Raw genomic sequence first — 25,133 nt, 5'->3', positions numbered from 1 at the left:
GGCGCTGGAGCTCGAAAAAGCGGAGCGGATAGATTGAAGGTAGCTTCGGCAGAACTAGCCATCATTCGATCTCGTTCGTTGCCATGTATGATCGCCGTACGCCGAAACTGCGCGCAGTGCATTATCAGCCGCACACCTGAACGGGTCGCATGCGCCAGCCGTGCGTGGTGTGCACGCGCCGGTTTACGACGTAGCAGCTGCCGTTGTCGTAGTACGATTCGTCGTAATTGTAGGGATAGTCGTAATCAGCATAGTCATCATCGTAGCCGTAGGGATAGAAGCCGTAGCTCCCTCCGAAGCGATGATGGCCGAAGTCGTGATCGTGAAATCCCCGATCATGAAAACCACCGCCGAACTCATGGTCGCGGGCTCCACCAGCCAAGGTGCTTCCGTGGAACTCTCCACCATGGAATTCGCTGCTAAGGCCGCCGGGATGAAAGCCGCCAAATCCGCTGCCGTGGAAAGCTCCGCCGCCGAAGCCGCCTCCATGGAAGCCGCCGCCACCGCCAAATCCGCCGCCACCGTGACCGCCACCTCCACCTCCGCGGGCGAATGCCATGGTTGGCGAGGCCAATCCAACGGCGGCAGCGGCCAGCAACACGATTGCTCCCTTTCGCAACATCACCATTCTCCATTCGAGATTTCGCTACCCAGCCGGTGCGCTTGAGATGGCGATTGTTCTGGAACATTGCTATCGCCGTCCGCGTGAGAGTCACTCAACTCGGCGCGAGTCTGTCGTGATTTGCCGCGCCGATTTGGTCCATCGCACCAATGCAGTGGGTCCCGGCAACAGCGCGCCTAAGTACAAGCACACCGAATCGCAGCCAGGCCATAGGTACGCCTGAGCATCTACTTGAAGATCGCACTCCGAACTGACGCTATCCGCTCCGCTGCCGATATCCGAGGACCGGTGTCGGCTCGAAGTGGACTTCAGATCGGCTCAGGGAAGACCAGACGCGCCTCGAAGCCGCTGGCACGGCCCTTGACAGGTGAGATGAGGGTCAGGCTGCCACCGATCTGTTTCATGACGCTGTCGACGATGGCGAGCCCGAGACCACCGCCTGCCCCAACCGACGATCCGCGAACGAACGGCTTCTTCAGATTTTCGAGTGTCTCAGATGGAATGGGAACGCCGCCGTTCAGCAGGCGAATTTGCCGGTCGCGGCCGACGACAATCTCGATCGGCTCATCGGGAGCGCCATAACGGACGGCGTTTTCGATAAGGTTCCGCAGCGTTATGCCGAGCACGTCCAATTCCCCTTGAACGATGAACTCGTCCGGACATTCGGCGGTGACGACCAGCCTGTCGCCCACGTCCTCGCGTCGGCGGAACTCATCGACCAGAACCTGTAACACGGTCAACATATCAATGCGTTCCCGCAGCATTCCTACACCTGCCCCCGCCCGGGACAATTGCAGTAGCTTCTCGGCAAGACTACTGAGACCTTTTATCTGGTTGACGATACGTGCGGCGCGGTCTGCGTGCTGCGTGCCAGCGAGCTGCGCCGACAACAATTGCATCTGTGCCAGCACGGCTGCGATCGGCGTCCGCAATTCGTGTGCGCTGTTGGCTGCGAACTGGCGTTCGTTGGCAAGCGCACGCTCCAGCCGCTCGAGCAAGCGGTTCACCGCTGCCAGCATCGAAGCGAGCTCGGTCGGCAGGCCCATATCGGGGATCTGCAACAGATTGGAGCCGTCGCGACGACCGATCTCGCCCCGCAAGCGGTCCAACGAGCGCATGCTGCGAAACACCGCCCAGCGGATCAAGAACCACGATAGCGGCAGAAATAACAAAAGCGGGCCGACCGTAAGTGCGACCGCTCGCCGCAGAGACTCGGAGCGGTGCACGGCGGGCTCGGCAACCTCAATGAAGTAGCCATCAACAACCGCCGGCTGAGAATAGATCCGGTAACTCGGCGCGTCATGAAATCCAGCCTGGCGCGGCACCGGAAACGGCCTCTCGGGCGCGTTCTCCGAGCGCATGAGGACCTCGCCGGTCGGACCGATGATCTGATAGGCCAGAGCCTTGGAATCCATCGTCGCGACCAGGTGCTTGGCCATCTGCTGCATGGCCTGTGGTTGCTGGACTGCATCATAGGTGGCGGGCAGCAGCCGCTGCGCCACCTCCTCGATCGCATCGTCGAGTCGTTCGTTGACCTCGAATATCGTCAGCAACCCAGCGGCGATGCTCCCCAGCAGCCACAGCCCCGCCATCGACGAGGCCAGCATCCATATCAGCCGCGAAACCAGGCTCCCGTGCCCCACGTGCTAATCTCCGAAGCGGTAGCCGAGACCGCGTATCGTGCGAATGAAATCCCGCCCAAGCTTGCGGCGAATGCGACTGACGTAGACTTCGATGGTGTTGCTCTCGATCTCCTCGCCGAACGCGTACAGCGCATCCTCGATCTGCTCTTTCGACACCGTCGATTGCCGTCGCCGGCCTAGCACTTCAATCACGGCCCACTCCCGCGCGCTCAGTTCGACTGGTCGCCCGTCCAGCCGCGCGAGTTTCGATTCCCATTCCAGCTCCACTGGGCCGACTTGAAGGACCGGCACCGCCTTTCCGAAGTACCGGCGGCTGACCGCCTCCAACCTCGCATTCACTTCGTCGAGGTCGAAGGGCTTGACGATGTAATCGTCCGCACCCGCTTTCAGCCCCTCGATCCGGTCGCTGACGAGATCGCGCGCGGTGAGGATGACGACCGGCAGCGCATTTCCACGGCGACGGAGTTTGCGCAGGAAATCCAGGCCCCGCCCATCGGGCAGGTGCAGATCAAGCAGCAGCGCATCATACGGCACTGTGCGTACCGCATGCTCCGCCGGCTCCAGCCGTTCGAACCAGTCGACGGCGTGTCCTGCCGCTCGAACGTGCTCCTGCACGGCCGAACCAAGGTGCGGTTCGTCTTCCACCAGCAAGACTCGCATGGGTCCACCCGTCGTCATCAAGTGTAGATGCAGGAAAAGGCTGAAGCCAACCTGAACACGTCCGAGAGTATGCTTCAGGCCGGTGTCAGAAAAGCCCGTTAACGATCCCTTCCGGGAAACATTCTCGGCAAAGAAAGGAGCAACTGCCATGAGGAGCACTGTTTTGACCTGGTTCGGAATGTTGGCCGTGGTTGTCACCGTCTTCGCGACGATGGCACACGCCGCCAAGACCGATCCGACTATCGTGAGAGCCTACGGCGCCGTTCACGGGATCGTTATTCCACCGTTCAAGGGCTAGTTGGAAGAGCCCGCTCCGCAAGTGTCGCGAGGTGTCGCGGAGCAGAAGATGTCTCGGTCCTGGATGCATCAAGCGCCTCAGCGCGCGGAACCGCGCTGAGGCCAATGCTCGTGGATGTTCGATGTATCATCGCACGCAGAAATTGCCTGCGAACGATCAGCCGCGCACCTGAACCGGGCGCGTGCGCCAGCCGTGGGTGGTGTGCACGCGCCGGTTTACGACGTGGCAGCTGCCGTTGTCGTAATACGAATCGTCGTAACTGTAGGGACAGTCGTAATACGCATAGTCATCATGGTAGCCGTGGGGATAGACCCATAGCCCATCCATAGCGATGGTGACCGAAGTCGTGATCATGACCTCCCCGAACGACGGGGCCGGGACCAAAACCGCGGAAGCCGCCACCATCGTGGACAACGGCAGGGCCAGGGCCAAAGCCATGGAAGCGCCGGTGAATCCGCCGCCGCGGAAGCCTCCACCAGCAAAGCCACCGCCGCCGTGGAAGCCACCACCGCCAAAGCTGCCACCGCCGCCACGTGCCAGCGCCATGGTCGGCGCGGCACGCCGTCTCCGCAAAGTCACGTTTGGAGAAAGCTGAAGCCAGCCTGAACATCATTGCAAACAGGCTTCAGGCCCGCGTCAGAAAAGCCCGCTAGCGATGCGACCAAGGGTTTTCATCGGAGCGGGAAAATAATGATGCATACACGCCTATTACAAACAGCCCACCTTTTCGCGATCAATGGGGCGGAGTCTAGTCGTGGCCCATCGCTTCTTCGTGGAACATTGCCGCTTGCGAGGCACCGATTGCGTCTCAGCGTTGCGGCAATCGCCATCGCCTTGGCCGCGGGATTTGCGGCGGGCCGTTCGTTGCCGGCCGCTTCGATCGCTGTGCCTGTAAGCGCCGCGTCGGCAGACACCGTCGATCCGAAGCTGCCCGCTACAATTACGCTCCCCGAGGCGAAGTTTACGAACGCGCGATTGCAGATCGAGGAGACGAAGCTCGCACCGCTGGTGCGCGCCGTGTCGGCGACGGGTAGTGTTGAATATAACCAACTCCATCTTGCCCGCATCAGGCCCGTAGCGCGCGGCCGGATCGAAGCGCTCGACGTCAACGCCGGCGATCGGGTGGTCGCGGGTCAGCGCTTGGCCGTTCTCGACAATTTCGACCTCAGTGCCGCCCATAGCAAGGTTCTGGGCGCCGAAGCTGCGCTCAATCAGGCAAAGGCGCAACTCACTGCGGCTAATGCTGCTTATGATCGCGCGGCAAACCTCATTCGCAGCGACCTCGTGACCCAGGCCGAGGTCCAGGCCCGTCGTGCCACCGCGGCCAGCATGGAAGCCGATCTCCGCACCAAGGAAGCCCAGTTGCGGCAGTACCAGGAAGAGGAGGCGCGGCTCTTGCCCTTGCGTGCCGCCGCGGCGGACGCAAGCCCGTCCGGCGATCAGCCGACGCTGGATTCGCGGGGCGCGATTGTCGCGCCATTCGCCGGCGTACTGGACACTGTCTCTGTCGCCAAGGGGGAGATCGTCGATCCGGCGACGCCAATCTTCACCGTATCCGACCTTTCAACCGTCTGGGTGCAGGCCGACATAGCAGAGAGGGATCTTGGCGCAGTCAAGGTCGGCGATGCAGTCGAGGTGAAGGTGAAAGCCTTTCCGGGGCGCGTTTTTACCGGCCGCATCACCTACATTCCCGACGAGATCGAGCCGACCACCGGAATGGCAAAGGTGCGGTGCGAAGTGCCAAATCTGGACGACGCGCTGCGCGTGAATATGTTCGCGACCGTCACGATTCTCGCACCGCAGGGAGACGACGGCATCATGGTGCCGAGCGAAAGCCTGCAGGACGTCAATGGCCAGAGCGTCGTCTTCATTCCGGCAGGAGATCGCCAGTTCGCCTGGCGCGCGGTTCATACCGGCCTGGTCGCAAACGGAAAGACCCAGATCACGAGCGGGCTCGCGGCCGGCATGCCGGTCGTCGGCGGGGGCAGCTATTGGCTCAAGGCGGCGCTGATGCAGTCCACCATTCCGGACCAAGGTTAAACAGGACATCGCCATGATCAACAGGATTGTCGATGCCGCCCTTGGCAACCGCTCGGTCGTGCTCATCCTCATCGCCGCGCTTGTCGCCGCCGGAGTTTTGAGCATGCAACGCCTGCCGTTTGATGCCGACCCGGACATCTCGCCGCTGCAGGTGCTGGTCGCCACCCAGGCATCCGGGCTCGCCCCCCTGGACGTGGAGCGTTCGATCACCACGCCGATCGAACTCGCCTTGCAGGGCCTGCCGGGCATGACGAGTTACCGCTCGATCTCGCGCTACGGGCTCTCCGTCATCTATGTGAAGTTCGCCGACGGCGGCGATATCCTGACCGACCGCACGCTGGTGGCGCAGCGCTTGAGCCAGACGGCCCTGCCCGCAGGAGCGGGCACGCCGATGCTAGGCCCGCTCTCCGACGGTCTCTCCGAGATCTATCAGTTCAAGGTGGAGGGCAAGAACTACTCGCTTATGCAGTTGCGCTCGATCCTGGATTGGCAGGTCGCACCGCAGCTCAAGCAGGTCCCGGGCATCACCGAGGTCAACGTCAACGGCGGCGAACTCAAGACCTACGAGGTCCGTGTCTCCGAGAGCGCATTGACGCGCTTTGGCCTGTCGATAGAGGACATCTACAACGCGGTGACGCAGAACAACCGCGCGACAGGCGGCGCGACGATCGCGCGCAACGGCGAGCAGGCCGTCATCCGCGGCGAAGGACTGCTGGAATCGATGGGTGACATTGGCAATATCGTGTTGCGCACCGCAGCCGGCGGTTCACCGCTCTACGTCAAGAACGTCGCCGACGTAGTCGAAGCGCCAATGCCGCGGCTTGGTGCGGCGACCAGCCAGGGTGACGGCCAGGCGGTGGTAGGCGTCGCACTCATGACGCTGGGCGAGAACACGCGCGTGGTCGCGCAGCGGCTCGGCTCCGCTATCGATCAGATCAACAAAACGCTGCCGCCCGGCGTCGGCATTGTTCCCTACTACAATCGCGCCGATCTGATCGACCGGGTTCTGGGGACCGTGGCCCACAACCTGGCTGAGGGCGCGTTCCTGGTCATCGCCGTGCTGTTGTTGCTGCTGGGCAATTTCCGGGCTGCCTTAATCGTGGCACTGGCGATTCCGCTCTCGATGCTGGCCGCCGTCACGGCGATGTATTTCACCGGGCTGTCGGGCAACCTGATGAGTCTCGGCGCCATCGATTTCGGCCTCCTCGTCGACGGGGCCGTGGTGATGATCGAGAACATCGTGCGCCGCCGCGCCGAGGCGCCTTCCCTCCCCGCGGCGCAGGTGGTGCGCGAGGCTGCGCACGATGTGGCGCGGCCGGTTGCCTTTGCAGTCGCAATCATCACGCTGATTTACCTGCCGATCCTCAGCCTGCAGGGCGTCGAGGGCAAGATGTTCCGCCCGATGGCGTTGACGGTGATGTTCGCGCTGGTCGCGTCGCTTGTGCTGACCCTCACGCTCATGCCGGTGCTTGCATCGTTCTTCCTGTGCAAGCCGGTCTCTGAGCGGGACAGCCGCGTCATCGGAATCGCCCGCCGCGGTTACGCGCCAGTGCTCGCGCGAACGATGCGCTATCCCGGCGTCACGATCCTGGTAGCGACCATGATGCTGGGCAGCGCGCTCGTTATCGGCTCAAACCTCGGTGCGGAGTTCCTGCCGCGTCTGGAGGAAGGCGCACTCACCGTAACGACCACCAAGCTGCCCGGCATCTCGCTCGAATCAGCCATCGCCACCCAGACCATGGTCGAGAAGACGCTGAAGAGATTCCCGGAAGTCAAGACCGTCGTCACGCTCGGCGGCAGTTCGGAGATCCCAACCGACCCCATGGGTGTCGAGCAAAGCGACACCTTCATCATTCTCAAGCCGAAGTCCGAATGGCGGACCGCACAGACCGAGGCCGGACTGATCGAAGCCTATAAGCAGGCTCTGGATGATAGCGTGCCCGGCATTACCCAGAGCTGGGCGCAGCCGATCGAGATGCGGATGGATGACCTCCTGCAGGGTGTGATGGCCGACTTGGCCATCGTCATCCATGGGACCGACACGGCAACACTCCACGACCTGGCCGATCAAGTGGCGCGCGTGGTGACGAGCGTTCCCGGTGCAGCCGAAGTGCAGGCCAGGCAAACCGTCGGCCAGCCGTATCTGCGCGTCGTCGTCAATCGCGATGCGATTGCCCGTCATGGGTTCAATGCGACCCAGGTGCTCGATCTGGTCGAGGCGCTCGGCGGACGCACCGTTGGCACCATGAAGGACGGCGACGAGCGGTACAATATCCGCGTCCGGCTCACTCCGCAGGACCGTGATAGCATCGACCATATCCGGGCGCTGCGCGTGAGCAACGGCGCCGGCGTTTCGGTACCTCTCGGCGATCTGGCCGATATCCGCTGGGAGCCCGGCCCCGCGCAGATCGAGCGCGAGCAAGGCCGGCGCATCATCACGGTGCAGGCCAATGTGCGCGCACGGCCGCTCGCCAGCTTCGTGGCCGACGCGCAACGGGCAGTTGCAGCTCAAGTCCATCTGCCGCCTGGCTATACGATCTCCTGGGGTGGGAGCTTCCAGGATTTGCAGGAGGGCATGGCGCGGCTGTTGACCGTCGTGCCGGTGACGCTCGCCGTCATCTTCCTGCTGCTTTATCTAATGTTCGGCGGCGCGCGGGTCGCGACCCTGATCTTCTTCAACGTGCCGTTTGCGGCCGTCGGCGGGATATTCGCGCTCGCGCTGCGCGGGATGCCGTTCAGCATCTCGGCCGCGGTCGGCTTCATCGCGTTGTTCGGCATCGCCATCCTGAACGGCGTCGTGATGGTGAGCTCCATGGAGGAGCGGCGCAGGGAGGGTCTCGCCGTCGCCGCCGCGGCCTGGCAGTCGGCCATGACACGGCTGCGCCCGGTGCTGATGACCGCGACCGTGGCAAGCCTCGGCTTCCTGCCAATGGCGCTCTCGACGAACTCCGGCGCCGAAGTGCAGCGCCCGCTTGCCACGGTCGTCATCGGCGGCCTGATCAGCGCGACGTTACTCACCTTGCTGGTGCTCCCCGCTCTCTATCGATGGTTCTGCTGCGCCCGCCTCTCCATTGGCGCCGCCACACCCGATACCTCGTACGCGACGCAGCCGGCAGAGTGACGACGTGCGCGCGGCGAAGTATCAGGGAGCGCGCCGGGCCGGAGACCAAGGGAAATCCTCTGAAGGCCGGCGATCGCCGATCCGGCCCCGGGCTGATCGATTGTGCTGGCGGTCGCGGTCCGACGATGGCAACTTGGGGCCGCCGCGGTGCCCCAGAGCATGGAGCAGCAGGCCGCCCAATTCTACACCCGGGCGGCCGGGCATGTGCCAGCGTCAATGCTTTGGCCCTCTTTCGATGCTACCGGTCGTAGATCTGGCCTGGTAAACAAACTTGTGAGATCGGCGGTTCACTGGATGTCTGCCGTCATGGGGCGACTTACTCGAGCGATTGCTCTGACCGTGATCTCTTCTGCTGTATCGTCAGCGGGCGGATGCGCCGCCATCACGCCTCGGAATGCGTTGTCGCAAGCAGCCGCGGCACAGATCGATCCCGAAGGATTTCACGTCATCCGATATTGAGGTGACGAAGCGTCGCCCGATATCGCTTCCTTGCGGCCGGCCCGCCGGGGAGCGGAACTTGCTGAACTCCTCGGCGATGAGCGGCCAAGTCTCTTGGAGCGTCCCCAACGGTTTGACAGGAAACTCACAGAACGCGACGGCGCGAACTCGTCCGGGAAATCGACGGGCCAGGTTGAGGCCAACAAGCGCCCCCCAATCGTGGATAATCAGCGTTATATTCCGGAGGTCGGGCTGAACTACGAACTCTTCAATGTAACGGATCTGATCGAATATCCTGTACGCGATGTCAGGATGATCTGACTTCCCGAACCCAATAAAGTCGGGCGCGACGCAGCGGCCAAGCGGATCGAGATGAGGGATGACGTTCCGCCAACAATACGACCAAGTGGGATTGCCGTGTAGAAACAGAAACGGGTCCCCTGCGCCGATATCGACGTAGTGAAGTCTGGAGCCGTAAAGGCTGACATAATTTTCGGCGTAGGTGAACGCTGCCGAGATCGGCCTTTTTGCAGCTGAGATCGCTTCCATCATACTATTTCCTCCTTGCCTCTGATTGGCTCGCGATGGGTCTACCCACAGTGATGCCGGTGCGTTAGACCGCAGCCCGGACGAGTACGTATTCCATAAGCGAATGAAGTTGGTCGGCGCGGTAGTGATGGGTATTTTGTTCTCAGGACCGACCAGATGCTTTCGATGCGCCTCTTCAGCCGGATTCCCCGACGACGAGGAGTTCAAAAGTCCCCAAGATCGAAATTTGCATCGAATATCAATCAGCGTTCAAATTTGCCCCCTTGTCGGCGCCCATGCGTGACCCAGGGCAACTTCGGTTTCCTTCGCCCCGGCAATAACTTCAAGCGGCATGGGGTGGGATCAGCGTTGGAATCCGATTGGGGATCAAATTGCTCGCTGATTTATAGAATAGCTTTCTCCAGTGCGTGTGAATACGGCCACCCTTGTTAGTCAGCCGATACCCCATCGCGCAGGAGCGCTAATGGCATGGCGGCCCGGCGCCATCAGTCTATAAGTCCTGATCGGCAAGCGCCCTCGCATAGCTCTTTCCATACGGATGGAAGCGATCTTTCTCACCGCTCGCCCATGCAGCCCTTTGATCAGCGGAAGTGATATCCCAATCAGGGCGGCACTTCCTTATAGCGGCACGCAGGTCTTGTCGAAGTTCCTCATTGGTCGGTCGTCCGAAGAACCAGTAGCCGTTATAAACCTTGAACACGACGAGCCCCGGCTCCAAAACAATCGTGTGGGGAATCATGGGATTGTGTGCCGGGTCCGTGTACTCAGCGATATCGAGATCCTTTTGAATCTTGCGGCCAGCATCCGACAAGAACGGCCAGTGTGCGCCGACACCGGTGCGATATTCGTTTGTCTCGAGCAAATTGTCGGTGCTGATCGTGACTAGCCGGCAATAAGCGACTTCGATCTCGCGATAGAGTTGAACCAATAGCTCAGCCTGACGCCGGTCTTTCGGGCAGTAGCCTCCCCGGCTCAGCACGAGGACCATAGGATCCGGCCCCTGTAAATCCGAGAGTTTGCGTCGAGTCGCGGTGTGGTCACTCAATTCGTAGTCGGGAAACACGGAGCCCGGTAAGATATCTGCTCTCATGATCGATCTCCTTTCCTTCGGCTTTTCCTCCTGAATGGCTGTGGACCGACTCCGCGGGAGAACAGCACGGCCATCTCGGGGCTGTTTCATCATGGTCGTGCGGTCATTACTTAGCCGGCAAGAGCGCCAGGGCTGCTTTCGCGCAATCGACGTCGTTCTGCACTGTGGGTGCCCCGCTCACCCCGATCGCTCCGACAATCTCCCCGTCCACCTTGATGGGAAACCCTCCTCCGTACGCTGCCACACGCGCAAGCGTGGGAAGGCCGGCCAAAAGCGATGGGTCGCCCTGGATGAAGTTGAAGAAATCCTGCGTGGAGACGCCGAACAGAGCCGTGTACGCCTTGTTCTGCGCAATCTCGACGGAAAGGAGCGGCGCCCCATCCATCCGGCTGAAGGCTTTGAGATTGCCGCCGTCGTCGAGGATGGCCACGTTCTCGGCAACGCTAATTTCTTTGGCCTTCGCCACCGCTGCATCCACCATTTCCTGGGCCAGTTCGGAAGAGATGCTGTGTTTCTTCACCACGTTAGCCATTGGACTCCCTCCACTTGATTTGCATTGCGCGTTGATCGGGTGTGGATCGTAAAAGTTGCGCCCGGACAGGATCAGTTCGCGCTGTGACCGCCGTCGACGTTGAGGACGTGACCTGTGACGAACCTGGCTTGGTCCGAACCGAGGAACACGATGCCATCGGCGACCTCCTCCGAGAGACCGAGCCGACCCAGCGGAACCTGCGTCGCCAGCGCCGCCTTGTTCTCCGCCGTGCCGGTGAAACGGGTCAGCATCCCGGTGTCCGTGGGGCCGGGTGCGACGGCGTTCACGCGAACCCCCGACTTGGCAACCTCGAGCGCCACCGACTTGGTGATGCCTTCGACGGCGTGCTTGGCGCCGACGTAGATCGAGGCAAAGGCCGCGCCCTCGTGCCCATAGGTCGACGAGATGTTGATGATGCTGCCGCTCCCCTGGGCCTGCATGGCACGCACTTCGTGCTTCATGCTCAGGACCACGCCGAGAACGTTGGTCTCGAACGTCGCGGCAAAGCTTTCCGCGGTCTGGTCCGTGATCGGGCCGACCGCACCTTCGGTGGCGGCGTTGTTCACTGCGACATCGAGACGGCCAAACCGTGCGACGGTCTTGTCGACCATCGCGCGGACGTCATCCTCCTTGCGGACGTCGGCGTTGATGAACTCCGCCTCCGAACCCAAAGAGCGCAGCTCTTTAACAAGCGCCTTGCCGGCCTCATCACGCCGACCGGCAACCACCACCTTGGCGCCCTTCCTGGCGAAGGCGACGGCGGCGGCGCGCCCAATGCCGGTGAGTCCACCGGTAATCAAAACAACGGGCGAAGTCATGACCATCTCCTTGATCGATCTCGATTTAAAGCCGCAGAAGGCGCTTGCTCGGTGAAATCGAAGTGTTCGTCCCACAGAATGCCGTCTGGCATAGGCCAGAGATGAACTCTCCTGGGGGCTTGAAAAATGGGCCATAGTTCCAAACATATCGGACTTGGTTGTCCGCAATGGAGGTTCGCGGGTGGACAGTCTGGGATCGCTGAATGCCTTCGTTCAGGCCGCGGAAGCCCGAAGTTTCACCGTTGCGGGACGCCAACTTGGCGTGTCGTCGTCGGCCGTCGGCAAGGCGGTGGCGCGGATGGAGGAACGGCTCGGCGTGCGCCTCTTTCATCGCAGCACCCGCAGCATCACGCTAACTGCAGAAGGCGGGTTATTCCTCGAACGCTGCCGCCGCATCTTTTCAGAAATCGAAGCGGCAGAGCTTGAACTCTCTCAGACGCAAGAGGCTCCGCGCGGCACCCTACGTGTCAGCTTGCCATTGGTCGGCATGCTGATGATGCCTACTCTTGTCGCCTTCATGCGCGCCTATCCCGAGATAACATTGGATCTCGATTTCAGCGATCGGGTCGTCGATGTGATTGAGGAGGGCTTCGACGCCGTAGTGCGCTTCGCGGAGATTGGCGACTCGCGGTTGATGACCCGGACTTTGGGCACATATCGCAAAAGCCTTGTGGCAGCGCCGGCCTATCTGGCGGCCAAGGGTGTTCCTCTGATCCCCGACGACCTCAAGGCTCATGCCTGCCTGCATCACAAGTTTCCGACCAGCAGGAAGTTCGAGCGATGGCCGCTTCGGCCCGAGCATGCCGGCATCGAAACCGAACTGCCCAGGACAGCCGTGGCAAGCACGATTGAGCCACTCATTTGTATGGCCGAACAGGGCATGGGTATCGCTTGTCTGCCCGACTTCGCCATAAGCCGGCAACTTAGCGAGGGCATACTCGTCGCCGTGCTGGACGACTACGCTGAGCCCTCGGGGACCCTTCGCGTCCTGTGGCCGTCGAGCCGGCACCTGTCTCCCAAGCTCAGGGTCTTCGTGGACTTCCTCGCCGCGAACCTTTTCCCGCGAGTCCAGGACGTCAATAACTCAGAGCATTTTCGTGCAGTGCTCCCCGTTGCTGACGCAAGCTAAGGCCATTGGGGATGTTGGTCCGGTCAGCCTCTTTGATACCCGCTCGACCGATGTTGCGCTGCGCAGCGGACGGGTCAAAAGCTCCCAGCTTGTTGCGCGCAAGCTTGGCGCGGTGCGGATGATGATTGTCGGGTTACCGCGCTACTTCGCGCGACACGGCGTTCCGAGGACGCCGGATGAGCGCGAATCGGCTTGTCCCTTTTCTCGAGGCGAGACAGAGAGCGGTTGACAAATCGATCGATCTGTAACATCGTTATGGATGAGTAACAATCAAATATCGCGGCCGCAGGGTTGGTCAGGCGCAGTAAAGGGGGCAAAGCGCGATTTGCTCCTGAATGCGGCGCGCGACGAGTTCGTCGATAAGGGGTTGGAAGGCGCAACCATGCGCGGCATCGCCCTTCGGGCGGGCTGTACGACCGGCGCGATCTATCCCTTGTTCCAAAGTAAGGAGGCGATTTACGCTGCTCTCCTGGAACAATCGCTATTTCTTCTCGATCGCCACGTCGCGGACGCGATCTTGCATGTCGAAGAACCGAAACTTCAGGTCGAAGCGGCGTGCCGTGCCTTCCTCGAATATTATCTTCTGCACCGTTTCGAAGTGAACTTGGGTCTATACGCTTTCCGGGGACTTAAGCGCCAGGGTGTCGGTAAGAAAGCGGACCGTCGTCTCAATCAGGCGCTTTGGACGGTTTTGCAACGGATCGCTGAGCCACTGGCGGAAGCTCGTGGGCTTGCATCGGTGGATGTTCGCCCCATGGTCGTTCTCCTCTTTAGCCAAATGATCGGTGCGCTCGTTCTGCAAATCGCGGGGCGTTTGGATTTTCTGGAGATCGACCCGCGAGAATTGCTGCGGCTGCTGTTGCAACAATTGTGGACGTTTTCGTCACAGTCGCTCGACGACTCCCATGACGAAGCTGGCCAGCGCAATGCGACGAAACCGCAAGCCAAGACAAAGTAGAACAGGAGAAGAGAAATGGTGGGTGTTGAGAAAGACGGTCCGGTATGGACAGTGATCCATAGCAGATACAGCGAGGCCCGTAACGGGATGGACCCCGCAAGTGCCGACGCGATAGTCGACGTAATGAAGTCATTCGACGCGGATAAAACTGCCAGCGTGGCGGTCTTATGGGGCGAAGGTGGTGCGTTCTGCTCGGGCTGGGACCTTAAATTCGCCAGCACCCTGTCGAACCGCGACATCTTTCAGCGTGAAGTCGTGGACGGCTTGGCCTTCCCCATCGGAGCGAACGCAGCGCCCCGAGGGCCGCTGGGCCCCACGCGTCTTGAGTTGTCCAAGCCGGTAATCGCGGCTGTGGAGGGGCCGGCCGTCGCGGGCGGAATGGAACTCGCATTGTGGTGCGACATCCGCGTAATGGCTGAAACCGCCTATTTCGGAGTTTACTGCCGACGCTGGGGGATTCCGCTACTCGACGGCGGAAGTGTCCGACTTGCGCGGCTGGTGGGCCAAGGCCGGGTCATGGAAATCATTCTGACCGGCCGCAAAGTCCCCGCGGAGGAGGCAGTGCGCATCGGAATGTGTGAAAAGGTTGTTGCTCCCGGTCAAGCACGGGCCGCGGCTGAGACGATGGCGCGGGAAATTGCACGTTTCCCCCAGGAGGCTGTGCGTGCCGACCGCCGCTCGGTGCTTGAAACGTACGGTTTGCCGGTTCGCGAGGCACTTCGTCGCGAATGGGCGAATGGCACCGAAGCGCACTTCAAGGAAGGAGCGGCCGGCGCTGGTCGCTTTGCGAGCGGCCTGGGCCGCCATGGTAATTTCGAGAAAATCTGATCACTCTCCCTGGCAAATGAAAGGCGGCGCCGACGAACGCGCGCTGCCCAAGACTCGATGGCAATACCTCCGGTAACGCACTTTCCCGCAAAGCAGCCCGCTTGACTATGGAGAACGTGACAGATGCTGGTTCAGAGCTTTACACGGGGCTCCACTCATTTGCCTCTGATCGAGCAGACGCTTGGCGATGTTTTTGACGAAGTGGTTGAGCGCTGGCCGCACCGTGAAGCGGTCGTTAGCCGGCATGAGGGTAGGCGATACACCTACCGAGAACTGCAGCTTGAAACGAACCGACTTGCGAGCGCATTGCTGAATTTGGGTTTAACGGCGGGAGATCGCGTGGGCATTTGGTCGCACAACTATATCTCTTGGCTGCTGATGCAGCTGGCGACAGCAAAGACGGGCATTATCCTCGTCAATGTAAATCTGGCCTACCGCGCGGCCGAGCTCGAGTACGCACTCAGCAAGTCAGGCTGCAAAGCCAAAGGGGCAACGCTCACGCATAGAAACATCTTGAATAATGGCTTCTTCGTCGGCGAGCGCATGAGGCTCACTCACGAAGATAAGCTCTGCATCCCCGTTCCTCTTTATCATTGCTTCGGCATGGTGATGGGCAATCTTGGGTGCCTTACCCACGGCTCGACGATCGTTTATCCGAATGTGGCTTCGATCCCTTGACCGTTCTTGAGGCCGTGCGAGAGGAGGGCTGCACCGCGTTGCACGGCGCCGACGATGTTCGCCGCCGAGTTGGACCATCCGCGCTTTGATGAGTTCGACCTTTCTACCCTTCGTACGGCGGCGGGCTACGGCAGGAGCGCCCTGTTCGATAGAATTGATGAAACGGGTGGTCGAAAGGATGCATCTTTGGCTCGCTACCGATAGCGCATTACGAACCGGATGGGGATGCTGACCTTGACAGGTCGCTGCGATCGGCCGTTACGACGGCGTATGGAATTCGCTTGCCATCGGTCGCCGGGACTGACTTGCGATCTCACGTTATCACCGCCGCGAACCGCGTAAGGACTCGGGAGCAATTTCATCAGGTTGAGTGATGTCGCAAACATTACTCGAACCTATGACCCTGTCATTACGAATGACCGCTTCCAGAACCACACCGCGTTTCCGTCGCCGTGGTAGCTACCTGGTAGCTAGAGGTCGTTGGCTTCGAGCGAAGACTAGAATAAGTTATTGATTTTGTTGGTACAGTTGGGTGGGCTCGAACCACCGACCTCCTGTTCCACAGTAAGCGTTCGGTGCGTTTTGGTAAGACGAGCTGATGCCCCCTGAGACAGGTCAATTTTCATGTTGACCTTGTTTTATCGGCACCTTTTACACTCTAGCTATTGCATTTCGTCTCGCTCAATCTCACATCGCGTGGAACCTAGGTGGAACCTTTTTGAGCGGTTATCATGCCCAAACGCATACAACCATTGTCAGCCAGACGCCTGGACGGGGTGCGCCCGCGCGGTGGTGAAGTTATTGAGCTTGGCGACGGGCTCCTGCCCGGCCTGCGGGTGCGCATCAGCCAGGGCGGCCGGTTCTGGTCTCTCAACATCCGCAACGCAAAAGGCGAACGACGCCGCTTCGACGTCGGGGACAACCTTTCACTTGCCGAGGCAAGGAGCCGCGCACAGACCCTCAAACAGTCGATAAAGCAAGGTAGCGACCCGACCGGCGAACGTCGCGCGGCCAGGCAGCGGGTAAAGGACGCGAAGGCCGGCATAGGGACGTTTAGGAGCGTGATTAACGCGTACTTCGATCGGGGAGATGGTCAAGCCCTGAAGACCAAGGGCGAACAGGCGGCGCGCATACGCCACGTATTCGGCAAGCATCTGGACCGAGCGGCAATCGATATCAGCGTGCAGGACCTCCAGCTGACGGCCGACGCCCACACGAGCACGTCTTCGGCGAGCCGTGCCGTCACCTATTTGCGGCCGCTAGCGCGGTGGGCAGCGAAGCGCGGATTGATGCAGCGAGGGTTCTCAGAGCTGGAGAAGCCCGCAGAGGTCGACGTCCACGGGGGCGGTCAAACTGTCCTTGATCGAGATACCCTCGCTAAGGTGCTGCCAGCCCTCGCTGATGGGCGTCATGGACCCGCCGCCCGTATGATGCTGTGGACTGCCGCCCGGCTAGACGAGGTCTGCTCAGCGACCTGGAGCGAGGTCGATCTTGATGCCGGAGTATGGACCATCACTGCCGGCCGGCGAAAGGATACCCGCAGCCGGGCACGCAAGAAGCAGACCCCTCCCCAACCGCATATCATTCCCTTACCCCGTCAAGCAGTTTCCATGCTGCTAACAGTGCAAAAAGGGCAGGATGCAGGTGCGCTGGTTTTCCCGAATGCTCACGGCGGCAAGCTAGACAACTGGGATCGTTGGTCGAAGTCCATGTTCAACCGGACCGGAACTAAAGGTTGGACCCGGCATGATCTGCGAAGGACCTGCGCTACCATGGCTGCGGACCTCAATGTTGCACCGCACGTCGTGAGCATCATCTTGGGGCACAAAAATCCTCAAAACGACCACCTCCTGGCGATCTACAACAAGAGCCGCTATCGCGAGCAGCATGCCGAAGCGCTTCAGGCTGTCGCCGATCAACTTGATAGGTATGAGAATGGGCAAGAAGACCGGTCCTCTTGAGGGCGTTATGTCGAATGCCGGCGACGCTGGGCTTTCGCAAGCAGAAATCCGAGCGGTAGGACGGCTGGTGGATCGTGCCCTGGCCCCGAGAGCCATACCCGACTACACGACCGAAGAGCGGTTTGTGCTAGCAGTCTTGGTTGCCCACCTTTCTCGTCAGCAACAATTGAGGGGAAAGAAGAGCACGAGCGCCGCAAAGCGAAATGCAGCATTTCGGAGGGACAGGGTCAATCTCCTGCTGCGTTTTGTTTTGGAGAAGAAATACCGCAAGGACCAAAAAGCCGCGACTTCAAATCGCACCATAATGAAGCTCATCGAATGGCTAGACGACACAGGCATTGTCGCGACGGACAGCCAGGTTCGACGTGATGTACACCAGGCCCTGAAGCGAGGGCCGCTTATGGGTTGATCCTGCATATGGCCATTACACGAGCCGGGCTCGTGTAACCGATGATGTCCATGATGCACCACGGTGCCGTCTCCATCGAATGGAGACAACTATGAGCACCGAGACCATACCTCACCTCCGGACTATCCGGCTCCCGCATGTCTCAGAGAAGACCGGATTAGCAGCGAGCAGTATCTGGCGCCTTGTAAACCGCGGCCAGTTTCCAGCGCCTATCAAACTCAGTCCTGGCTGTACTGCTTGGTTTGAACACGAGATCGACGAGTGGCTCAACGCAAAAGCCAGGGATCGCGAGACCGCTACCGAGCGCCCTCAAGAGCGAGTGCCGCGGCATGTCTGACGCTCCATCCGGCATTGTTGAGGCTGCCGATCGGCAGGGCGATTGCACCGGCGCCGATGTTCCCGGCATGTCAACAAATCCCAGCGAAGCGCACCCCCGCGCGTCGCTGTCCAACGCTGAGAAGAACCGAAAGTTCTTGGAGAGCGTGGTGGTTTGGCCGGGGAGTGCCAATGCTCCCGGATGGATCAACCTCCACTGCCACGCGAAAAACACGAACCCCTCGATCAAGGGAGGGAAGGATTTCGTCGTCGGTTGGCCCTTCAAGACGGTCGATGACTTCCTCAGCCGCGCCGCATTGGTCGAGAGTACCAGTCAGTTCTTCGACGTGTGGTTCTGCACCTCGCAGCAGAGCGACATCGCCACAAACGCCGAAACCGGCAAGGCCAAGGCCAGGCGCCTTGCGGCTAACGCCACTTGGCTCAAGGCCATCTGGATCGACATTGACGTCAAGCCGGACGATACCACTGGCAAGCACTACACCTCCATCTCGAAGGCGCTTGCTGCGATCCGCAAGTTCCGGAAGAAGATCGGGCTCCCCACGCCCTCTGCCGTGGTCAAGTCCGGGGGCGGCGTGCACGTGTACTGGATTGCGGACGCGGCAATGACGCCGGACGACTGGCGCGGCCACGCTGAGGGTCTCAAGGCCCTACTGATCAGGGAGGGTGTGAAGTGCGACACGGGGCTCACAACCGACAGTGCTCGTATCCTTCGGGTACCGGATACGCTGAACCATAAATATTCTCCGCCCCGGCTCGTTAAGCTCGTTCATCTAGGCCGCCCGTACGACTTTGCGACCGAGCTTTGCACGTTACGTAACGTGACGTCGATCAAGCTTGCGGCGAACGTGCTCTCACCCTCCTTGGTTCCGGTGATCGAGCCGGGCCACGAGAGCGCTTTCGGTGATCCACCCGCCCCCGCTTTCGCGTCGTTCCCCGGGGCTGACGATCTCACCGCACGCATCCGACGTAGCAGCCACCCGCTCGACCCTGGTCCCGTCTTCGAGAAGTGCGGCTTCTCGCGCCACGCCCGTGACACTGGCGGAGCGGACTACGACCAGACCCTCTGGATGTACTCCGTGCTGTTGGCGACGTTTCTCGAAGGCGGCGAGGCGATCGCACACGAGATTTCGAAGGGCCACCGGGATTACACCTCTGCCGACACGCAGGCGATGTACGAGCGCAAGCTGGCAGATCGCGCAGAACGGGGCATTGGCTGGCCTAGCTGCGCAACTATTCGCGGCGCGGGTTGCCAGTCATGCGCAACTTGCTCATTTTTTTCCCTGGGCAAGTCGCCGCTTCACCTGACCGGCCCAATTACCGCCACGGTAAATCCCGGCTCGACGATTGCAGCACCGGCAATCTGGTCCCCGGCAGACTTGAGAGTGACCTTCTCGAACATCCGGCACCGTCGCACCTTGTACGGCTATGACTTGGTCCGCGGCGAACTCACTGTCCTCGGGTCGCCAGGTGGCGGCGGCAAGTCGTCCTTGGCCATCGGCATGATGGTGTCGATCGCCGTCGGCAAGGAACTCCTGAAAGAAGAAATCCGCGGCCACGACCTCAAAGTCCTGATCATCAATGCCGAAGACAGCACCGAGGAAATTCGACGGCGCGTGTGGGCCTTCTGCCTGGCCCACGGGGTCAGCGAACACGAGCTGGACCGCCTTTCCGTCGCCGGCGCCGATAATCCCTGCGTTCAAGGTCTCTCGCTGTTGCGCACCAACCTGAAGGGCCAATCCGAACTGGACGAGGCCGGCTTCTCCATGCTGAAGGACGCGCTTCAGACTTTATCACCGGACGTCATCGTCCTCGACCCTCTCGTCGCCTTATGCGCCGGCGGCAACATGAACGACAACTCCAGCATGTCGCTTGTGATGCGGGCACTCAAGCGCCTGGCGGGGGATTTCGACTGCGCAGCGCTGATCGTGCACCACACCCGGAAGGGCGGCGACGTCGGCAGCGCGGATGCCATCAGCGGCGCCGCGTCCATCGTCAACTTGGCACGGCGCGCCATCATGCCTGTCCCTCTGTCCGCTGAGGAAGCAGCGGCGCTCGGAATACTTCCGTCGCAGCGGGCATCTTATATCAAACTTGTCGACGCCAAGTCCAACCTCGTCCCCCGCAGCACCGATTTGCCTTTGTATCGCCTACACAGCGTGCAGCTGCCAAATGCCGAGCCTACGATCTACCCTTTCGGCGACAATGTGCAGGCGATCGTTCGTGAGCTGCAGCCATCCCAAACGGGCGGAGCCGGCTCAACTGACGACCAAAAAATACGGCAGGCGATCCTGGACCTGGTCAATCGCGGCAAAATGATCAACGGCAATTTCTATCCGTACAGCCCGAACACCGCTGGCGCCGCCAACGAGCGCTCCATCATGGAGGACGCCATTGCCGCGGCACAGACCGCTACCACTCCACGGCAATGGGTCCCCGGTGATCTCGAAGCCTTGGTCAAGACGATGATCAAGACCATGCAGAAGGAAGGCGCCCTAGCGTCCCGCGCAATTACGGGAGCGGGACGTTTTCGGAGAAGGCAAGGACTTCACACCGACCCCTCACTCACCACGAACGGAAAACCCGATGCAACCGAGCCCGAAATCACCGCCTAGCGCGGTGGTCAATTGGTCAATTGCTGGTCAATGCATTGACCAATCCCCTGCGGCAGTGGTGGTGGTCAATGGGCCCCCCTTTAGGGGGCCATTGATCACCTGCCGCCTTCACCGTCGGCATTGGCCGCGCCCCATGCCGACAGCCATCATAAGGCGGCCCGCTGCCGCCCTTGGCTACGCCGTTGCCGAACGAGCCGAACTAATTGCCCGCCAGAAGCGTCACAGACCGACCGCCACAAAGGTGCCAGCTACAACACCAGGAGGTGCCCATGTCCTTCCTTGAGAAAATACGCGACGCCGCCAAACAGCTGGACGCTCCAACTCCCGACCCGTGGAGGAAGCCCCTGGAAAGCGCTCTGAAGGGCGTGGATGCCATGAGCACGGTTGCACTTCTTGACCTCGTAGGCGCCCGCCACACGACCAGCAACGCACGTAGGCTGGCCATGATCATGCGGGAACTGAAGTTCATCCCGATCCAGTCGCGCCGGCTGTTACCTGGTGGCTTTCGCGACACCGTCAGCCGCGGCTGGGTACGCCCAATGAGACCGCTGCCGGAAGGTGAAAAGGTAGAACCCCGCCAAGGTTCCACCGCCTCACCTTGGCACATTTGCACCTTGGGACAAGGTGAAAAGGTAAGAAAAACATGATCGCCACAGCCAAGCTAAAGCAAGTTCCGGCGATGCTGTTCGATCCGATTTTGGATCGAACACAAACCGAAATGCCGGACTACTACTTACCTTCAGCAACCCACGTGTCGATCGCGGGACCGACCATACTCAACGCGCTGGGCTACGTGTCCGGCGGTGCACTCCCTGCAGGTTGGAAAAGAGGAACATCGGGTTTCAGCAAACGGTCGAGCACCAGCGATCGGATGCTTTGGGTGCAGCGTTGCGGCAGGTATTGGATCATCGAACGCTCAGTAGCCAACCAGCCTGATCAAGATCAGGCCCTGGTTTGCGCCTTCAGTGGCAACCCGATCTGGTCCCGAACGATGGCGTCGGCAATGCTCGTTGCCGAGCATTGCGATCCGCTGCCGACGTCAGTGCTCGCCGCCTGTTGGATCCCCATCGGAACCTGAGCAACAGCGATAATCCGATGCGCTCCGCATGCCATTATCCAACATCGAACTTGAGATGACCGCGAGGAAGAAGGAGTACAAAATGCACCCGTCGAACGAATGGACTGAAAAGCAGGCTCCTCGCCTGCTATTCTCCCGCGGAACTGTCTTGTTGCATCCCGACAGCATGCGCCGCGGGTGTGGCTGGCTAAAGGTAGGGCTTTTCCATATCAAGCAGATGGGTGATCACATCTACTCCGTACAACGCGTCGGCCGGAGCCAGTGGCTCACCAGACGCTTACACTTTTATCATTCCAGTGTTCACGAAGAACTGTCCTACCTCTTTCAAAGTATCCCTGTAACGGCCCGCAGTGCACGCGAAGCCATGTGCATGGCTGAGCTCGCTTACGCGTCCGCGTATCCAATTATTTGGTGCTGTTGGAAGAACGTGCCTGACAGCTTGACGGATGGGCGCAGCCGGGCTGTTTAAGTCGACCCAGGGGACTCAACATAGGGCCGAGCCTCCGTTGAGCTATGACGGTGCTTGGGGGCCACTGACTTGACTGGCGTACTGCTGGCGCGGCCATCCATGCCATTCGCAACGTACCGCGGTGTCCATAAGTTCTGTCATGCGAGGCCTGAGCTTCACACCCTCTCCCGACCAACTGCGCCCCTCGTCCTCAGGGCGGCCCCCGCTGCTGGATGCTCCAGAGTTGGCTCCGTCGCTCGGCCAGCCGAGCAGATGGGAGGGGCGCCGCGACTATGTACCAGCAACCTTGGGTTAGCGCAGCTTAGCGACTGAAGCCTGCTCGCTGCTTTCGTCAGTGTTGATGACCCTCGCATCATCGCACACCACCACGTCGTCGGCTGGCAGCCAGAGTTGGGTATCGACCTGGTCGACACCATCAACCTGAAATATTGCCCCCGAAAGCATCTTAATTATTCCGCCGTCGCCCGATACAGATTCGATTGAATCGGTCTCGCAGTTGGCCGACCTCGCTGACCAATCTAGAATAGCTTTTGCGTTTGCGTCGGGCGGTATACTGTCGAAATCTTGTCCTTCTTGTCGTGGCGCGCTCTTGGTGGCTGGAAGATCGTCCCACGCCGGTAGAGCACCATGGTCGACCGGTTGAGCAGCACCAGCTTGAGCTACCGTCGTCGCGCGCCAGTCGCGAGCCAGCTTCGCCGCCTTGGCGATCTGCGCCGAAGTCATGCGTTGTGCGAGTCCGTTTCGACTTACTATCGCGTCCTTGTCACCCTGAGCAGCCGACAAACTGAACCACATATACGCGAGGACATTGTCCTGCGGCACGCCCGTTCCGTTAGTATGCACGAGGCCGAGATTGTACTGTGCGGTGGCGTAGCCTTGTTCGGCGGCGCGTCGATACCATTTCACGGCCTCCAAAAAGTCCTGCCGTACGCCCTTCCCTTCATTGTACATCAGTGCAAGATTATTCTGCGCGTCAGCGCGGCCATGATCGGCTGCAGGACGATACCACCTAACAGCCTCGAAGTAGTTCTGCGGAATGCCTTGGCCGGTAGCGTACTTGAGTCCGAGATTGTATTGGGCTTGCGCGTCGCCTCTATCCGCTAGATACGCATCTGGATCGAAATCGTTAGCCATCACTGTATCGGCTACGGCCAAAGAGACCAGAAGGAGCGATGCCGCCAGCATCGTAAGCAGTTGCCGCGTCATTTGCTTAGCCCTCATGCCCGCATCGAGCGCGCAGTGTAACGCTCAATTGCTGCGACTATTTTGAGGTTTTGCATAAGAATGTATGCACCCAGAATACCTCGCGCCGCTCGGATACCCGCAGTCCCGCCGCCTTCAGAAAGATGAAAAGATAGAACGCTCTCCCTGCGCATGACGGTGAGCAGTGCCAGCGTTCAAGTAGCGTGACGCCAGCAAGGTGGGACATTTAAGCCCCGTCACGGTTCGTTCGGTTCGAACATTGGTGGTCGGCTCGGCATCCCACTAACACGCACGGGCGTCAAACCCTTCCACCGCAATGTCGGATGTTGGGGGTAAAGCGGGCATGCCGTGAGGCGGTCACGAGCTCCGATTTTGACCCGGAACGGACCTCCCACGATGCCTGGTTGATGCGGCTGCCAAGCATATATCGGACATCCATTCTCGCGAGTAGGTCGAAGTCCTCAGCCTGAGCTGATGACCCGAAACTCATGTATCACCAGACTGATTGTTGGTTGCGGCTGCTGATGTCCGTTACTGTGCTGCAACCGCCCACTCGAGCAAAGATCAAAGGATGGCAACGAACGATCGCACCGTCACCGTATTCGGCGGAACTGGTTTTCTCGGTCGCCGCATCGTTCAGCATCTGCGCGATCGCGAGTTTCCTGTCCGGATCGCGTCAAGACATCCAGATCGCGGGCGCAGTCGGTCTGGCCCTCATGATCCGCAACTTCGATTGGTCCAGGCCGATATTCACGACGAACGGTCTGTCGCTGATGCACTCGCCGGCGCTTATGCCGCCGTAAACACGGTCAGCCTTTACGTCGAGCACCGACGGGAGACGTTTCATTCTGTTCATGTGGAGTCTGCCCAACGGGTAGCAGCCCAGGCGCACCGGGCCCGAGTCAAAAGGCTCGTTCATATTTCAGGCATCGGCGCCGATGCCACGTCTCAATCGCGGTACATCCGAGCGCGCGGCGAAGGTGAATTGGTGGTCGGGGCTGCTTTCGCTGACGCACATATCATCCGACCGGCCGTAATGTTCGGACCTGGCGCTGCGTTCGTCACGACCATCCTCAAGCTTCTCCGCCGGCTCCCAATCTACCCGATGTTCGGCCGTGGCCGGATGAAACTGCAACCGGCCTATGTGGAAGATGTGGCGGAGGCGACTGTTCGGATCATCCAGCGAGCCGAGACGCAACCGACGATCTTCGAGTGCGGCGGTTTGGGCGTCTACTCTTACGAGGAATTTGTCGGAGTCGTCGCGCGCCAAGCTGGCCTCTCGCCCATCCTGATCCCAATTCCGTTCTCAGTTTGGTACGCACTGGCATGGGCCTCCGAAATACTCCCGGACCCGCTTCTCACGCGTAATCAGGTGGAGCTGATGCAGATCGATACCGTGTCGTCGCCGGAGATGCCTGGCTTTGTTGAACTTGGGATTTCGCCGCACTCGTTTGAGGCAACACTCCAAGAGGTGCTGTCAAAGTGCCGATGAAGAGGGCTCATCCGTTAAATCCGCTTCAGATGGCGGGTTCGCGCGCTACTGTTACAGGACGCGATGGCGTATCCGCCGTTCGACGGCGGCAATATGGCTGTGCGCCATCGGCAGCTGCAGGTAGTTCGGGATTAGCTGACCTTGGACGCGTACCTATAAATCCGGATTC

General features: G+C 60.4%; 21 protein-coding genes and 1 pseudogene. 13 read left to right on the top strand and 9 right to left on the bottom strand.

Annotated elements, in window-relative coordinates:
• Positions 1 to 124 precede the first annotated feature (124 nt).
• The 4 genes from ACP2YO_RS06595 to ACP2YO_RS06580 form a co-directional block, all read right to left on the bottom strand.
• On the bottom strand, positions 125 to 622 hold the full coding sequence (locus ACP2YO_RS06595; protein WP_426440128.1) for a hypothetical protein: 498 nt from the start codon (positions 620 to 622) through the stop codon (positions 125 to 127).
• Between the two features lie 308 nt (positions 623 to 930).
• Positions 931 to 2,229, bottom strand: coding sequence for an ATP-binding protein (locus tag ACP2YO_RS06590; protein ID WP_426440127.1), 1,299 nt, complete (start codon positions 2,227 to 2,229; stop codon positions 931 to 933).
• A 39-nt stretch (positions 2,230 to 2,268) separates the two neighbouring features.
• Positions 2,269 to 2,925 carry a response regulator gene (locus ACP2YO_RS06585; protein WP_426443091.1) on the bottom strand — a complete coding sequence of 219 codons (657 nt, stop codon included), beginning with the start codon at positions 2,923 to 2,925 and terminating at the stop codon, positions 2,269 to 2,271.
• 454 nt (positions 2,926 to 3,379) lie between these two features.
• On the bottom strand, positions 3,380 to 3,769 hold the full coding sequence (locus tag ACP2YO_RS06580; RefSeq protein ID WP_426440126.1) for a hypothetical protein: 390 nt from the start codon (positions 3,767 to 3,769) through the stop codon (positions 3,380 to 3,382).
• A 255-nt stretch (positions 3,770 to 4,024) separates the two neighbouring features.
• On the opposite strand from ACP2YO_RS06580, the gene ACP2YO_RS06575 reads away from it, so the two are divergent.
• Positions 4,025 to 5,263, top strand: coding sequence for an efflux RND transporter periplasmic adaptor subunit (locus ACP2YO_RS06575; protein ID WP_426440125.1), 1,239 nt, complete (start codon positions 4,025 to 4,027; stop codon positions 5,261 to 5,263).
• A 13-nt stretch (positions 5,264 to 5,276) separates the two neighbouring features.
• Complete coding sequence (locus ACP2YO_RS06570; protein ID WP_426440124.1) at positions 5,277 to 8,384, top strand: efflux RND transporter permease subunit; 3,108 nt, start codon at positions 5,277 to 5,279, stop codon at positions 8,382 to 8,384.
• Between the two features lie 360 nt (positions 8,385 to 8,744).
• On the opposite strand, the gene ACP2YO_RS06565 is transcribed toward ACP2YO_RS06570, so the two are convergent.
• The 4 genes from ACP2YO_RS06565 to ACP2YO_RS06550 all read right to left on the bottom strand — a co-directional run bounded on the left by ACP2YO_RS06565 (position 8,745) and on the right by ACP2YO_RS06550 (position 11,811).
• On the bottom strand, positions 8,745 to 9,374 hold the full coding sequence (locus tag ACP2YO_RS06565) for an alpha/beta fold hydrolase (RefSeq protein WP_426440123.1): 630 nt from the start codon (positions 9,372 to 9,374) through the stop codon (positions 8,745 to 8,747).
• A 487-nt stretch (positions 9,375 to 9,861) separates the two neighbouring features.
• Complete coding sequence (locus ACP2YO_RS06560; protein ID WP_426440122.1) at positions 9,862 to 10,461, bottom strand: redoxin domain-containing protein; 600 nt, start codon at positions 10,459 to 10,461, stop codon at positions 9,862 to 9,864.
• A 106-nt stretch (positions 10,462 to 10,567) separates the two neighbouring features.
• Positions 10,568 to 10,993, bottom strand: coding sequence for a GlcG/HbpS family heme-binding protein (locus ACP2YO_RS06555; protein ID WP_426440121.1), 426 nt, complete (start codon positions 10,991 to 10,993; stop codon positions 10,568 to 10,570).
• A 71-nt stretch (positions 10,994 to 11,064) separates the two neighbouring features.
• Positions 11,065 to 11,811, bottom strand: coding sequence for an SDR family NAD(P)-dependent oxidoreductase (locus ACP2YO_RS06550; protein ID WP_426440120.1), 747 nt, complete (start codon positions 11,809 to 11,811; stop codon positions 11,065 to 11,067).
• A 181-nt stretch (positions 11,812 to 11,992) separates the two neighbouring features.
• On the opposite strand from ACP2YO_RS06550, the gene ACP2YO_RS06545 reads away from it, so the two are divergent.
• From ACP2YO_RS06545 to ACP2YO_RS06500, 10 genes and pseudogenes are all read left to right on the top strand, one after another.
• Positions 11,993 to 12,940 carry a LysR family transcriptional regulator gene (locus ACP2YO_RS06545; RefSeq protein ID WP_426440119.1) on the top strand — a complete coding sequence of 316 codons (948 nt, stop codon included), beginning with the start codon at positions 11,993 to 11,995 and terminating at the stop codon, positions 12,938 to 12,940.
• Between the two features lie 259 nt (positions 12,941 to 13,199).
• Positions 13,200 to 13,898, top strand: coding sequence for a TetR/AcrR family transcriptional regulator (locus ACP2YO_RS06540; protein ID WP_426440118.1), 699 nt, complete (start codon positions 13,200 to 13,202; stop codon positions 13,896 to 13,898).
• A 15-nt stretch (positions 13,899 to 13,913) separates the two neighbouring features.
• Complete coding sequence (locus ACP2YO_RS06535) at positions 13,914 to 14,726, top strand: crotonase/enoyl-CoA hydratase family protein (RefSeq protein WP_426440117.1); 813 nt, start codon at positions 13,914 to 13,916, stop codon at positions 14,724 to 14,726.
• A gap of 123 nt (positions 14,727 to 14,849) precedes the next feature.
• Positions 14,850 to 15,591: pseudogene (locus tag ACP2YO_RS06530) on the top strand (AMP-binding protein); the annotation flags it as partial.
• 544 nt (positions 15,592 to 16,135) lie between these two features.
• Positions 16,136 to 17,365 (top strand): tyrosine-type recombinase/integrase, encoded by a 1,230-nt coding sequence (locus ACP2YO_RS06525; protein WP_426440116.1) that lies wholly within the window; start codon positions 16,136 to 16,138, stop codon positions 17,363 to 17,365.
• Positions 17,340 to 17,774, top strand: coding sequence for a hypothetical protein (locus ACP2YO_RS06520; protein ID WP_426440115.1), 435 nt, complete (start codon positions 17,340 to 17,342; stop codon positions 17,772 to 17,774). Before ACP2YO_RS06525 ends, ACP2YO_RS06520 begins: the two co-directional genes overlap by 26 nt.
• 79 nt (positions 17,775 to 17,853) lie before the next feature.
• The gene (locus ACP2YO_RS06515; protein WP_426440114.1) at positions 17,854 to 18,111 is read left to right on the top strand and encodes a helix-turn-helix transcriptional regulator; all 258 of its coding nucleotides are present in this window, start codon (positions 17,854 to 17,856) and stop codon (positions 18,109 to 18,111) included.
• Positions 18,104 to 20,722, top strand: a complete 2,619-nt coding sequence (locus tag ACP2YO_RS06510; protein WP_426440113.1) for an AAA family ATPase — start codon at positions 18,104 to 18,106, stop codon at positions 20,720 to 20,722. Before ACP2YO_RS06515 ends, ACP2YO_RS06510 begins: the two co-directional genes overlap by 8 nt.
• A 269-nt stretch (positions 20,723 to 20,991) precedes the next feature.
• Entirely contained in the window at positions 20,992 to 21,369 is a 378-nt protein-coding gene (locus ACP2YO_RS06505) for a hypothetical protein (protein ID WP_426440112.1), read from the top strand.
• Positions 21,366 to 21,800: a hypothetical protein gene (locus tag ACP2YO_RS06500; RefSeq protein ID WP_426440111.1), complete on the top strand. Its 435-nt coding sequence runs from the start codon at positions 21,366 to 21,368 to the stop codon at positions 21,798 to 21,800. The genes ACP2YO_RS06505 and ACP2YO_RS06500 overlap by 4 nt, the downstream gene beginning before the upstream one ends.
• Positions 21,801 to 22,560: 760 nt before the next feature.
• Here ACP2YO_RS06500 and ACP2YO_RS06495 read toward each other — a convergent pair.
• Positions 22,561 to 23,475 carry a tetratricopeptide repeat protein gene (locus ACP2YO_RS06495; RefSeq protein ID WP_426440110.1) on the bottom strand — a complete coding sequence of 305 codons (915 nt, stop codon included), beginning with the start codon at positions 23,473 to 23,475 and terminating at the stop codon, positions 22,561 to 22,563.
• A gap of 568 nt (positions 23,476 to 24,043) precedes the next feature.
• Between ACP2YO_RS06495 and ACP2YO_RS06490 the strand changes: the two genes are divergently transcribed.
• Positions 24,044 to 24,964: a complex I NDUFA9 subunit family protein gene (locus ACP2YO_RS06490; RefSeq protein ID WP_426440109.1), complete on the top strand. Its 921-nt coding sequence runs from the start codon at positions 24,044 to 24,046 to the stop codon at positions 24,962 to 24,964.
• Positions 24,965 to 25,133 lie beyond the last annotated feature (169 nt).

The organism is Bradyrhizobium genosp. P (genome assembly GCF_049949265.1).
In the GTDB taxonomy this organism is placed as follows: Bacteria; Pseudomonadota; Alphaproteobacteria; order Rhizobiales; family Xanthobacteraceae; genus Bradyrhizobium.
The sequence above is the reverse complement of the archived record's forward strand: the minus strand, read 5'-3'. Positions and strand labels throughout refer to the sequence as shown.